Below are 13,507 nucleotides of genomic sequence, written 5' to 3'. Positions count from 1 at the left end.
ATCTCATCTCCTATTCAGCATCGCACAAGCAGATCAACAAACTTCATCATCCAGAAACAGACAAACCCGCCGAAAAAATCGGCGGGTTTGTCAGCGGTCTGAAGCCATCCGTCGAGTACGGATGGCTTTTTTGTTGTCAGGCCAAATGAAAAGGGGCGCGACTTTCATCACGCCCCTTCTTTATTTTCTGGCCTCAGAAATCAAACGAGATCGAAGCGGTCGGCGTTCATCACCTTGTTCCAGGCAGCGACGAAGTCCTTGGTGAACTTGCGTCCGGCATCGGCAGAGGCATAGACCTCCGCGAAGGCGCGAAGCTGCGAGTGCGAACCGAAGATCAAGTCGACGCGCGTGCCGGTCCACTTGACTGCATTGGTGTTGCGATCACGGCCCTCGTAGACGCCCTTTTCGCCAGCGACAGGAGCCCACTGGGTGCTCATGTCGAGAAGGTTGACGAAGAAGTCATTCGTCAGCACTTCGGGACGGTCGGTAAAGACGCCGTGCTCCGGCTTGCCGACGTTGAGAACGCGAAGACCACCGAGCAGAGCCGTCATTTCAGGACCGGTGAGCGTCAGCAGGTGAGCGCGGTCGATCAGTGCTTCCTCTGCCTTCATGAACTGATGGCGCTTCTCGTTGACATAGTTGCGGAAGCCATCGACGCGCGGCTCAAGTGCGGCGAAGGATGCTACATCCGTCTGCTCCTGCGAGGCATCGGCACGGCCAGGCGTGAACGGAACGACCACATCCTGTCCGCCAGCCTTTGCGGCCTTCTCGATACCGGCAGCACCTGCCAGCACGATGAGATCGGCAAGCGAAATCTGCTTGCCGCCCGTCTGGGCCGCATTGAAGTCACGCTGCACGCCTTCGAGAACCGACAGAACCTTTGCAAGCTGCTCGGGCTGGTTTGCTTCCCAGTTCTTCTGTGGCTCCAGGCGAATGCGCGCGCCATTGGCACCGCCGCGCTTGTCCGAACCGCGGAAGGAAGAAGCGGATGCCCAGGCAGTGGACACCAGTTCCTGAACCGAAAGACCGGTCGCCAGAACCTTTGCCTTCAATTCGGCGATGTCCTGATCGTCGATCAGCGGATGGTTTACAGCCGGAACGACGTCCTGCCAGATCAGATCTTCGGCCGGAACTTCCGGACCAAGGTAGCGAACCTTCGGACCCATGTCGCGATGGGTCAGCTTGAACCATGCACGAGCGAAAGCATCGGCAAACTGTTCCGGATGCTCCAGGAAGCGACGCGAAATCTTCTCATATTCGGGGTCGAAACGCAGCGACAGGTCTGTCGTCAGCATGGTCGGCAGCTTTTTCTTCGAAGGATCGAAGGCATCCGGAATGGACGGCTCCGCGTTCTTCGCCACCCACTGCTTGGCGCCCGCCGGGCTCGTGGTCAGTTCCCACTCGAAATTGAAGAGGTTTTCGAAGAAGTAGTTGCTCCACTGGGTCGGGGTCTGCGTCCAGGTCACTTCCGGTCCGCCGGTGATGGCATCCTTGCCAACGCCCGTGCCGAACTTGCTCTTCCAGCCAAGGCCCTGGTCTTCGAGCGCGCCGCCTTCAGGCTCTGCGCCGATCAGCGAGGGGTCGCCAGCGCCATGCGTCTTGCCGAAGGTGTGGCCGCCTGCAATGAGAGCAACGGTTTCTTCATCGTTCATCGCCATGCGGGCAAAGGTTTCGCGGATGTCGCGGGCAGCGGCAACCGGATCCGGATTGCCGTTCGGGCCTTCCGGGTTGACGTAGATCAGACCCATCTGAACCGCGCCGAGCGGCTCGGAGAGCTGGCGCTCGCCGCTGTAGCGCTCGTCGCCAAGCCATGTGCCTTCCGGACCCCAATAGAGCTCTTCCGGCTCCCAGACATCGGCGCGGCCACCGGCAAAACCGAAGGTCTTGAAGCCCATGGATTCCAGCGCGACATTGCCCGTAAGGATCATCAGATCTGCCCAGGAAATCTTGTTGCCGTATTTCTGCTTGATCGGCCACAGAAGGCGGCGGGCCTTGTCGAGGTTGGCGTTATCCGGCCAGCTGTTAAGCGGCGCGCAAACGCTGCTGGCCCATGCCGGCACCGCCGCGACCATCGGTGATGCGGTATGTACCGGCGCTGTGCCAGGCCATGCGGATGAAAAGACCGCCATAATGACCGAAATCCGCCGGCCACCAGTCCTGCGAATCCGTCATCAACGCATGAAGGTCGTTCTTCACGGCCTGCAGGTCGAGCGACTTGAACGCTTCGGCGTAGTCGAAGTCCTTGCCCATCGGGTCGGACAGGCTGGAATGCTGGTGAAGCTTCTGGATATCCAGCTGATCGGGCCACCAGTCACGATTGCCTCTTCCGCGCGGGGAAGAATGTGCGACGGGACATTTGCCCGCGCTAGCATTGGGATTGTCCATGATGTTCTCCTGCTTTGCTAAATCAAATCATCAAATTCAATGAAGAGCGGTTGCGGAAATATGGCCCGCCCACTCGTCGCACGATCAACCCCATCTTATAAGATGGAGCCAGCGCGGTGCTCCTCGCGGTTCATGTCTTAGCCAATAGATGTGATAGTTTTAAGTTGGATTTACCGATTACATCGATAGGAAATAATTATCAAACTCCCCACTCATCGCGCTCAGGCCGCTACTGCCGGAGAAGCCGCCAACAGATGAAAAAATCAGCAAAAATATTCTCCGTCTCCGCATCTTTTTGAACGTTTCTGCCGTTTAATACATCACGCTTTATGGGATGAGACATCAACCGGAGCGATGGCATCCGGACACAGGGAAAAGGAAATACCAATGGGCTTGCTCAAGACAATCGTAACGACGGCTGCAACGACTGTTGCGCTGCACGCCGCGCTAATCTCTCCGTCTGCAGCAGGAGAAAACCTCGATCAGATCAAGTCCTCCGGTGTCATCAAGATCGGCACCGAGGGTACATACGCGCCCTTTACCTTCCATGATGCCAGCGGAAAGCTTGTCGGCTTCGACGTCGAAATCGGCCAGGCCGTGGCCGAGAAGCTCGGCGTAAAACCGGAATTCATCGAAGGCAAGTGGGATGGCCTGATCGCCGGTCTCGACTCCAAGCGCTACGACGCCGTTATCAATCAGGTCGGTATTACAGAGGCACGCAAGCAGAAATACGCATTCTCCGAGCCTTATATCGCGTCGAAAGCCGTGCTGATCGTCAGCGACAAGAACACCGACATCAAGGGCTTTGAAGATCTGAAGGGCAAGAAATCGGCGCAGTCGCTCACCAGCAACTTCGGCAAGCTTGCGACTGAAGCGGGCGCCGAACTGGTCGGCACCGATGGCTTTGACCAGTCGATCCAGCTGGTTCTGACAGGCCGCGCCGATGCGACCGTCAATGACAGCCTGTCCTTCCTGGACTTCAAGAAGAAGCAGCCGCAGGCACCGGTCAAGATCGTTGCCGAGAAGCCGGATGCGGACTACTCCGGCATCATCGTTCGCAAGGGTGATGATGAACTGGTTGCCGCTATCAACAAGGCGCTTGCAGACATCAAGGCTGATGGCACGTATAAGAAGATTTCCGACACCTATTTCGGTCAGGACGTTTCCAAGTAAGCTCTTTCTAAATAGCGGATGCGCTGCATCTGCTATATCCTTCTTATATAATCATTCGCAGACGAAGTCCGGCCACCGCCGGGCTTCCTTTTTTGTTTTGAGGGTTTCTTCGTGCCGCACTGGCTGCAATTGATGATGGATTCACTTCCCACGCTCCTGTGGGCCGGGGTGAAGTTCACGATACCGCTGACCCTACTCTCCTTCGTCTTCGGCTTGGCGCTCGGGCTAGCGACGGCGGTCGCGCGACTGTTCGGACCGGCACCCATTGCTCTTCTTGCCCGCTTTTATGTCTGGGTGATCCGAGGAACACCGCTTCTTGTTCAGCTCTTCGTCATCTTCTACGGACTGCCGAGCATTGGTATTCTTCTCGATGCATTTCCCGCTGCACTCATCGGCTTCACGCTGAATGTCGGCGCCTACACGTCCGAGATCATTCGCGCTGCCATTTCGTCCGTCCCGAAGGGACAGTGGGAAGCCGCCTTCTCGACCGGCATGAGCTGGCGCCAAGCCATGCAGCGCACGATCTTGCCGCAGGCGGGACGCGTTGCCGTTCCACCCTTGTCGAACACCTTCATCTCGCTGGTGAAAGACACCTCGCTTGCCGCCGCCATCACCGTACCGGAACTCTTCCAATCGGCCCAACGCATCGTCGCCACGACTTATGAGCCGTTGATCCTCTACATCGAAGCGGCCCTCATCTACCTTGCCCTGAGCTCTGTTCTATCGACACTACAGGCGCGACTTGAAGCGCGCTTTGCCCGTTATGGCGGCATGATGGAGAGCAACCGATGATCGAACTCACCAACATCGAAAAGCGCTTCGGCGATGCCGTGATCCTGAAGGACATTACGCTGAGCTTTCCGGAAGGCAGCGTGACGGCTCTCGTCGGACCTTCCGGCGGCGGCAAAAGCACGCTACTGCGCTGCATCAATCTGCTTGAACTGCCGAGCGAGGGCACGGTGCGGATCGGCTCGGACAGCGTGTCCTTCCATCATGGTCGCAAGGTCGCATGGCCGGAAATCCAAAAGATCCGCCGCCAGACGGGCATGGTTTTCCAGAATTTCCAGCTCTTCCCGCACAGAACCGCGATCGAGAACGTCATGGAAGGCCTTCTCGTCGTGCAGAAATGGCCGATTGAAAAAGCGCGTGCGAGAGCGATGGAGCTTTTGACAAAGGTCGGTATGGCGCACAAGGCGGATGCCTGGCCTGCGAATCTCTCGGGCGGCCAACAACAGCGTGTCGCGATTGCCCGTGCCCTTGCACCTTCGCCCAAGGTTCTGCTCTGCGACGAACCGACCTCGGCGCTCGATCCCGAACTCTCCGCAGAAGTGGTCGAAGTCCTGGGGCAATTGGCGCGGGAAGGCACGACCATGGTCATGGCAACGCATGATCTGCGCCTCGCCTCAAAGATCGCCAGCCTTGTCGTGTTTCTTGAAGCCGGCAGGGTGGTTGAGACCGGCAGCTCGGACGCGATCTTCCGGGCCCCGCAGCATGAACGGACACGGCGTTTCGTCTCCTCCATCAACGCGGCCCAAACCCTGTCATAGTCCGTTTCAAGCTTCCGTCTTTGCGCCACACGCTCCAGTAGGCCGTCTGCACATCGGGCGACAGCATCGCCGCAAAAATCAATGTTCGAAAAGGAGCATGCGTAAGTTTCAGAGCGGGCGCAGTCGTTCAAAGAGAACGTGCGCGCTCTGGCTTCGCCTGCGGTCGCCGTGGGCGCCCGCATCTTGCGTCAAATCTGCGTGACCGCGTTACAAACTTCACATCATTGGTGATACGGATATTGCGTAGCATCATTTTATAAGCCACTAGAAAATCATCATTATTAGAATTGCCAAAAATAATAACATCCGAATGCGGAGCGCCCGCAGAAACCGCTTGATTTTAAAAACGAACGTTCGTACTTAAATTTTCTCAAAGGATGTTTCATGGCTAGAACCCGCAAGATCAAAACCGACGATATTCTCGATGCTGCCGAGCGCGTTGTCATGCGCGATGGCGCGGCAGGGCTCTCCATCGATGCGGTGGCGCAGGAAGCCGGGGTCAGCAAGTCGCGTGTCGTCTATGATCACAAATCGAAAAGCGCGCTTCTCGAAGCGCTGATCGATCGCCACATGACCGCCGAAGAAAGCCGTATCCGCGAGGCCGTCAGTTCCCATGGCAAAGCACCTCATCCAGAGCTTTTTGGCCGGATCAGCCTGGCGGAAGAAGCGCCGGACGATATCGACCGTGCTGTGTGCCTCGCCATTTCGGCAGCCATGTCCAGCGAGGAAAAGCTTCATGAGCGCATGCGGGCATGGACGAAGGCCGACCTCGAAGCGATGAAGGCTGGCCCTCGCCCGCGAGCAGCGCTTCTCGCCTATCTTGCCCTGACAGGTCTCTGTTGCATGGAACTGTTCGATTTTCATCGTTGGGAGACCGGCGAAAGGCACGACATTCTTGATGGCATCAAAGACATCTACGCTTCATTACCCGATAAAAAATGACGATCGCTCGATAGCGATGAAGACGAGGACTTTAAAAATGCTGAGCAGAAGAGCTTTGCCCCGCCTTGCGAGCCTGTTTCTTGGCGGCATTATCATGCTTTCGGGACCATCGCTGCACGCGCAGGAAGGTGGCATGCAGATGCCCCCGCCTGCCGTTGGTGTTCTTGAATTGAAGACACGCGCCGTTCCCGTCGTCAACGAGCTGCCAGGCCGCGTCGCTGCGACGCGCGTGGCGGAAGTGCGCGCCCGCGTTTCCGGCATTCTCCTGGAGCGGGTCTTCCAGCAAGGCACGCTGGTGCAGAAGGACGACGTTCTCTACCGCATCGATCCAAAACTCTTCAAGGTGCGGGTGGAAAGTGCTGAGGCCGCGCTGCAGCGCGCCCAGGCAACGCAGGCCAATGCCCGCCAGCAGCTTGAACGCCAGAAGACGCTGCGCGAGCGCAACGTCGCGACCGGTATCGAATACGACACGGCCGCCGTGAACCTTGCGCAGGCGGACGCCGATGTGGCGCTTCAGCAGGCGGCACTTGATGAAGCCAAGATCAACCTCGACTACACGGAAGTCCGCGCGCCCATCACCGGCATCATCGGAGCGGCCCTCGTAACCGAAGGCGCACTGGTCACGGCAGATGGAGCGCAAAACCTCGCGCTGATCCAGCAGATCGACCCCATCTATGCGGACTTCACCCAATCGGCGCAGGACATGCTGGCGCTGAAACGTGCCGTCGAGGAGGGTAAGCTTGCGAGCCCCGCGCCGGATCAGGCAAGCGTGCGTCTCGTCTTCGATGACGGCACGGTCTATGCCGATGCCGGTCGCCTGCTCTTTGCCAGCGCCAGCGTCGATGCCACCACCGGTCAGGTGACGCTGCGTGCGGAATTCCCCAATGCCAAACGCAACCTGTTGCCCGGCATGTATGTGCGGGTGCGCATCGAACAGGCCGTGCGTCAGGACGCCATCACCATCCCCCAGCGCGCCGTTCTCCGTAACGCCGAGGGCAAGCCGATGGTCTATATCGCCAAGGATGACGGCACCGCCGAAGCCCGACCGATCGAACTCGGACAGGCTCTCGATACCGAATGGGTTGTCGAGAAGGGTCTGTCGGCTGGTGAGAAGATCATCGTCGACGGCGCACAGAAAGTTCAGCCCGGCGGCAAGATCGCTGCGGAACCCTGGCAGCCGCAACAGCCTGCCGATGCAGCCGCGCAAGCGCCGAAGCAATAAGGTCACGTCATGGCACAGCTATTCATAAGACGGCCGATCCTTGCCTGGGTCTTCGCGCTGTTCATCTCGATTGCCGGCATCATCGCCATCCCCTTCCTGCCGATCGCGCAGTATCCGAAGGTGGCGCCGCCGCAATTGACGATTTCTACCAGCTATCCGGGCGCCTCGCCGCAGGAAATCTACCAGGGCGTGACCCGTCTCATCGAAGACGAGTTGAACGGCGTCGAAGGCCTGATGTATTTTGAATCCACCTCGGATACGGCAGGTCAGGTTTCGATCAACGCCACCTTCCAGGCCGGCACCAACATCAACCAGGCGTCGGTGGATGTGCAAAACGCCATCCGCCGCGTGGAAGCGCGTCTTCCCTCTGCCGTCGCCTCGCAGGGCGTGACCGTCGAAGAAGCCTCCTCCGGCTTCCTGATGTTCATTACGCTGACCTCCACCGATGGAACGATGGACGAGGTGGCACTTGGCGACTATCTCAACCGAAACGTTCTCGGCGAATTGCGCCGTATCGAAGGCGTCGGCCGCGCCCAGCTCTTCTCCGCCCAGCGCGCCATGCGTGTCTGGATCGATGCCGACAAGCTCGTCGGCCTCAATCTGACAGCTGCCGATATCAACAGCGCCATTACCTCCCAGAATGCGCAGGTGGCTGCCGGCCAGATCGGTGCTGCCCCCAACCCGGTCTCGCAGGATTTGACTGCCACTGTTCTGGTCAAAGGCCAGCTCACCGATACGAAAGAGTTCGGCAACATCGTTCTGCGCGCCAATCCGGACGGCAGCTCCGTTCGCCTGAAGGACGTGGCCCGCATCGAACTCGGTGCAGAGACCTACAACTTCTCAAGCCGCCTGAATGGCCAGCCGAGTGCTGCCGTCGGTATCCAGCTTTCCTCCACCGGCAACGCGGTCGCCACCTCGAAAGCGGTGACGGCAAAGCTTGAGGAATTGTCGCGCTTCTTCCCATCGGGCGTCGCCTACAGCGTTCCCTACGATACGAGCCCCTTCGTCTCCGCCTCGATCGAGAAGGTGATGCACACGCTGGTGGAAGCGATCATCCTCGTCTTCGTGGTGATGTTCGTCTTCCTGCAGAATTTCCGCTACACGGTCATTCCGACACTCGTCGTACCGGTGGCGCTGCTCGGCACCTGCGCTGTCATGTATGCGACAGGCTTCTCGATCAACGTGCTGACGATGTTTGCCATGGTGCTTGCCATCGGCATTCTGGTCGACGACGCCATCGTTGTGGTTGAGAACGTCGAGCGCATCATGGCCGAAGAAGGTCTTTCTCCCAAGGCCGCCACGCAAAAGGCGATGCGGCAAATCACCGGCGCCATCCTCGGCATTACGCTGGTTCTCTCCTGCGTGTTCATTCCGATGGCCTTCTTCCCCGGATCGACCGGCATCATCTACCGCCAGTTCAGCTTGACCATGGTGGTATCGATCCTGTTCTCGGCCTTCCTGGCGCTGTCGTTGACGCCAGCGCTGTGCGCGACTTTCTTGAAGCCGATCCCCAAGGGTCATCATGAGAAGCGTGGCATAGGCGGCTGGTTCAACCGCAAGTTCGACAGCCTGACAAACGGCTACACCAAAACCGCAACCGGCACCGCCAAGCGAGCAGGCCGGATGATGGTGATCTATCTGGCGCTGGTCGCGGGTCTCGGCTACCTCTTCATCAACCTGCCAAGCGCCTTCGTGCCGAATGAAGACCAGGGATTCCTGATCGTCGACATCCAAGGCCCACCAGAGGCCAGTGCCAACCGCACGCTTGCCTCCATCAAGCAGATAGAGACGATCTTCAAGGCAGATCCTGCCGTGAAGGACATCGTCGCGATCCAGGGCTTCAGCTTCTCCGGTAACGGCGCTAATGCCGCACTAGCCTTTGTGACGCTGAAGGACTGGAGCGAACGCGGCGCCGGGAATTCCGCGCAGGATATCGCCAACCGCGCCAATATGAAGCTCTTCGGCCTGAAAGACGCCACGACATTCGCGCTTTCGCCTCCACCCATCGAAGGCTTCGGCACCTCCGGGGGCTTCTCCTTCCGTCTGCAGGATCGTAACGGCATCGGCCAAGCGGCCCTTTCCGCCGCCGCCGCAGAACTGATGCAAAAGGCGAGCCAAAGCCCGATCCTGACCGGCATGCGTATCGAAGGTCTGCCGGACGCGGCCCAGGTGCTGCTGGTCATCGACCGTGAAAAGGCCAACACCTTTGGCGTGACCTTCGCAGATATCAACAACACCATCACCGCCAATCTCGGATCGTCCTATATCAACGACTTCCCGAATGCTGGCCGGATGCAGCGCGTCATCGTGCAGGCACAGGATCGCGACCGTCTTCAGGTGGAGGACCTGCTGAAGCTCAATGTCCGCAACTCCAGCGGCGGCATGGTACCTTTGAGCTCCTTTGCCATTGCGCAGTGGCAGAAGGGGTCCCCGCAGGTGGTTGGCTATAACGGCTATCCGACGATTCGTATCGCCGGCGCACCTGCTCCCGGCAACTCCACGGGCGCGGCGATCACCGAGATGGAGCGTCTCGCATCTGAGCTCCCTGCCGGTATCGGTTATGAATGGACCGGGCAGGCGCTTGAGGAAATCAAGTCTGGCTCACAGGCACCGTTCCTTTTCGGTCTTAGCATTCTCTTCGTCTTCCTGCTTCTCGCAGGTCTTTACGAAAGCTGGTCCATTCCGCTTGCGGTCATGCTCGTCGTGCCGCTGGGCATCATCGGCTCGGTGCTGGCCGTCATGGTCCGGGACATGCCGAACGACATCTACTTCAAGGTGGGGTTGATCGCCATTATCGGCCTCTCGGCCAAGAACGCGATCCTGATCGTCGAATTCGCCAAGGATTATTATGCCGAAGGCAGATCCTTGCTGGATTCGGCGGTGCAAGCCGCACGCGTTCGCTTCCGCCCGATCATCATGACCTCGCTTGCCTTCACGCTCGGTGTCGTCCCATTGGCGATCGCAACCGGTCCCAGCGCGGCAAGCCAGAACGCGATCGGTACCGGCGTTCTCGGCGGCATGATCTCGGCCACCATCCTGGCCGTCTTCTTCGTGCCCGCCTTCTTCGTCTTCGTCCTGACGCTGATGCGCACCAAGCGGCCAATCACGGAGCATGAGGAACACCGGGAGGCACCGCCACCGGCGTCCGAAGCTCATTCGTCCTGACGAAGATTGAAACACAAACGCCGCGGATCGAAACATCCGCGGCGTTTTCATTTGTCCGACCGTACAAATCTCGATTGGAACTACGTCGCGTCTGCCCCATCCCCGACATGAGCCGCGATCTTTTCCAGAAGTGCATCGCGAATGCCGATGGCCTTCAGGTGCTCTACCGTGTTGAAGACGTAATCGGCGTTGGGGCCGGAGCTGCCCTCCGCATTCCGGATGATCGAGGCGGCATCATCCACCTCCAGACCACCGACATATTGCGGGTGGCAAGGATCGGCCACATAGGTCAGCGCGTTCAGCCGCCGACCGTCTTCAAGGCTCACCATGATCTGGCGTTCCTTGTAGACATTCGTCACCAGTTCCCGCTCCCGCAGATAATCGAGCACTGGCTTGCGGCCCGACGCCTTGACCCGGAAAGCAACGCCAAGGCAGGAGCCGCCGCGCTCGAGACCCAGCACCAGCCCCGGCCTTTCCTCCGTCCCCCGGTAGTGGTTGGAGCGGATGCAAAGCGCTCGCCTATAGCCGAATAAACGCGCTCGCTGGCGCTCCTCAAAAGGGAAGCCAGGGTTCCACATTAGCGAACCGTAGCCAAAGACCCAAAAATCGTCCATATCGCACGCCAAATCACTATCATACGCCGCGCAGCATTGGAGATCATCATGGCAACGTCAAGCCAATCCCGTACAGGCAGAAAATTCCTTTTTCTCGGGCTCGGCATCGTGCTTGTCATCGCCATCTATACGGCTGGCTGGTTTTATGCCGCCAAGCGACTGGAAGAAACGGTGATCAAGGCCATCGCCCCGGGCGGCACGTCCAGTGTGCAGGGCGAATGCACCGATATGGCGTTTCGCGGCTACCCCTTCCGCATCGGCCTCTTCTGCTCCAAGGTGAATGTCGAAGACACCAAAACCGGCGTGACGACATCCTTCGGCGCCCTGCGCTCGGCAGCACAGGTTTACGCTCCCGGTCATATCGTCTGGGAGCTGGATTCGCCGGCTGAAATTCGCACCTCTCATGGGCTGACCGTCTCGGCGCAATGGGCCGATCTTAAGTCCAGCCTTGTCACCAAGCTTAAAGGTATCGACCGTACGTCGCTCGTCATCGACGGGCTGAAGGCGCAAGCCGTCTCCTCCGTCACCAACCAGACCATCGATTTCGACGCCGCCAAGACAGAGGTCCATCTGCGTCAGAATGGTGCCGATCTCGACGGCGCGGTAACACTCAACGATGCCGCGACAGTCGTTCAGGGCTGGCCACAGATTCTGCCGCGCCTCAACGCCATCGCCGACGTGACGCTGGCGGGTAAGGCCGGCATGATCGACGGCAGCGATACGACAGGGCTTTACGGTGCAAGCGGCGAATTGCGCCGGGTGATGCTCGATATTGGCGATGGTCGCATCATGCGCATCAGCGGCCCGTTTGCTTTCGACGATCAGGGCTATCTGTCGGGCAAGTTCAAGCTGGAGATCGAAAAGCTGGGCGATTGGGCGGATAATGCCAAGCAGGCCTTCCCGCAGCTTCAATCCACCATCGACACCGCCCGCAAGCTTCTCGGTGCGCTCGCAGGCGGCGGCGACCGCACATCCGTCGATCTCGTGGTCGACCGCGGCCGCGCTACCGTCAGCGGCTTCATACCCCTCGGCAAAATTCCGCCGATCTGAGGACGGAACTGATCGCGACCGGCTACCCGATTGACGGGCGCCGGTGGATGTCCTTCCTGCTTTTGAACCACACAATGATAGGCAGATGCAGCAATCTCTGGAGTCCGCTAGCCAATCTCAAGCCAACTCGCTGCGGGACTGCGTGGCTGCGCTGCATCTGACGCTTGTGCTCTTCGCGCGCTTCTGGCCGCAACTCATGGCACTATGGTTGATCGGCTTTTCCGGAAGCCTCGCGCTCACCGATCTGGCCGCACTCATTGGCCGATGGAACGCGCTGGCGGGTCTGTCTCTGCTATCGCTCGTCGTTCTTTTGAAGTTAATTATCATCGTCGCGCTGTTTGAGACCGTCCGCCGCGGTCTTCCGGCGCTCCATGCCGCCTCCGTGCAGAACGGTCGGGCAGAGATAGAGCCGAACGTCCCGAAACAGGCGAACTTCATCACCGCCCTTGCGGTGACGCTCGTTCCCTTCTTCGCCTTCTATGCGGCCTGGGGCTTTCTTGCCGACACGCTACGGGATTATGCGCGGCTGTCCTTGGACCTTCTGCTTTCCGGCGAAACCGCAAAGCTGCTGGAAGTCACGGGCGGTGCCCGGCTTATCGTCTCCGTTGCCATTGCCTGGACCATCCGGCGCTTTGCCAAGTTCATGAGCAAGCGGTCGAAGTCTCCTTTATGGCCGATCGTCATCGTCATCTGCGAAGCGAACTGGGCATTCATCGGTATCTTCGTCATTTCCAGCTGGCAGGACGAGATCCGCAACTGGTTCACGCATCTGCCGGACATGATCGGCCATCTCTTTGCGGAACTAGACCCGGTGCCCGGTGCCATCGCGCAGGATCTCCCTGCACCCACTGAATTTTCCGACCCCTCCTTGAGCCAGAGATTGCAATCCGTTTTCTTCTATGCGCTCTATCCCGCTGTCTGGCTGACGCTTGCTGCGCTGATCTATGGCTACGATATCAATGGCGAACATCCTCTGCCAAGCCGCGGTCTTTCGGCCGCTGTCTCCAAATGGCAGGCACTTCCGAAATTTCTGCAGGACTTCGTCTCTCACTTTATCGCGGGAACGTTGAAGCGTTACCGAACCCTGGCAGAAGGCGTGGGGCTCGCGCTCAGCTCCGGATTCGCCTTGACCCTCTGCGCCATCCTTTCCTACCGCCTGCTGGACTTCGGTTCGGCGTGGGCGTGGTTTGGGATCTCACGCTGGATCGGCCCGCAGGACATTGCGCTTTGGCAAGTCATCGCACAGGGCATCTCCTTGCTCTTCGGCACGCCCAGCGACCCCGGCGAGGGACTGCTGGTCTCACCGTTGAAAATCTGCCTGCTGGCCGCCACACTCGAAATTGGCTTTGCTCGTGGACGCGAATGGCGGGCGCGAGCGCTCGACGCGTGAACCGGTTTTCTTCCGGTTA

General features: G+C 59.1%; 9 protein-coding genes and 1 pseudogene. 8 read left to right on the top strand and 2 right to left on the bottom strand.

Annotated elements, in window-relative coordinates; genetic code table 11:
- Positions 1 to 200 precede the first annotated feature (200 nt).
- Positions 201 to 2,385, bottom strand: a pseudogene (gene katG / locus QE435_RS06015) (catalase/peroxidase HPI).
- A 387-nt stretch (positions 2,386 to 2,772) separates the two neighbouring features.
- Between katG and QE435_RS06010 the strand changes: the two are divergent.
- From QE435_RS06010 to QE435_RS05985, 6 genes are all read left to right on the top strand, one after another.
- Positions 2,773 to 3,558 carry an amino acid ABC transporter substrate-binding protein gene (locus QE435_RS06010; RefSeq protein ID WP_309770024.1) on the top strand — a complete coding sequence of 262 codons (786 nt, stop codon included), beginning with the start codon at positions 2,773 to 2,775 and terminating at the stop codon, positions 3,556 to 3,558.
- Positions 3,559 to 3,669: 111 nt separating this feature from the next.
- Positions 3,670 to 4,350 carry an amino acid ABC transporter permease gene (locus tag QE435_RS06005; protein ID WP_306928665.1) on the top strand — a complete coding sequence of 227 codons (681 nt, stop codon included), beginning with the start codon at positions 3,670 to 3,672 and terminating at the stop codon, positions 4,348 to 4,350.
- On the top strand, positions 4,347 to 5,105 hold the full coding sequence (locus tag QE435_RS06000; protein WP_349040608.1) for an amino acid ABC transporter ATP-binding protein: 759 nt from the start codon (positions 4,347 to 4,349) through the stop codon (positions 5,103 to 5,105). The genes QE435_RS06005 and QE435_RS06000 overlap by 4 nt, the downstream gene beginning before the upstream one ends.
- A 384-nt stretch (positions 5,106 to 5,489) precedes the next feature.
- A complete protein-coding gene (locus QE435_RS05995; RefSeq protein WP_349040607.1) occupies positions 5,490 to 6,047 on the top strand; it encodes a TetR/AcrR family transcriptional regulator in 558 nt (185 codons plus the stop codon).
- Positions 6,048 to 6,141: 94 nt separating this feature from the next.
- Entirely contained in the window at positions 6,142 to 7,269 is a 1,128-nt protein-coding gene (locus QE435_RS05990; protein ID WP_349041138.1) for an efflux RND transporter periplasmic adaptor subunit, read from the top strand.
- 9 nt (positions 7,270 to 7,278) lie between these two features.
- A complete protein-coding gene (locus QE435_RS05985; RefSeq protein WP_349040606.1) occupies positions 7,279 to 10,434 on the top strand; it encodes an efflux RND transporter permease subunit in 3,156 nt (1,051 codons plus the stop codon).
- Positions 10,435 to 10,514: 80 nt separating this feature from the next.
- Here the strand turns inward: QE435_RS05985 and QE435_RS05980 are convergent, their stop codons facing one another.
- On the bottom strand, positions 10,515 to 11,048 hold the full coding sequence (locus QE435_RS05980) for a gamma-glutamylcyclotransferase (RefSeq protein ID WP_111847397.1): 534 nt from the start codon (positions 11,046 to 11,048) through the stop codon (positions 10,515 to 10,517).
- 48 nt (positions 11,049 to 11,096) lie between these two features.
- On the opposite strand from QE435_RS05980, the gene QE435_RS05975 reads away from it, so the two are divergent.
- Together QE435_RS05975 and QE435_RS05970 are read left to right on the top strand one after the other, a co-directional pair.
- Positions 11,097 to 12,098 (top strand): DUF2125 domain-containing protein, encoded by a 1,002-nt coding sequence (locus QE435_RS05975; RefSeq protein ID WP_349040605.1) that lies wholly within the window; start codon positions 11,097 to 11,099, stop codon positions 12,096 to 12,098.
- An 85-nt stretch (positions 12,099 to 12,183) separates the two neighbouring features.
- The gene (locus QE435_RS05970) at positions 12,184 to 13,488 is read left to right on the top strand and encodes a hypothetical protein (RefSeq protein ID WP_349040604.1); all 1,305 of its coding nucleotides are present in this window, start codon (positions 12,184 to 12,186) and stop codon (positions 13,486 to 13,488) included.
- The last annotated feature ends 19 nt before the right edge of the window (positions 13,489 to 13,507 follow it).

This window comes from Agrobacterium sp. SORGH_AS 787 (assembly GCF_030819035.1).
GTDB classification, from domain to species: Bacteria; Pseudomonadota; Alphaproteobacteria; order Rhizobiales; family Rhizobiaceae; genus Agrobacterium; species Agrobacterium larrymoorei_B.
The sequence above is the reverse complement of the archived record's forward strand: the minus strand, read 5'-3'. Positions and strand labels throughout refer to the sequence as shown.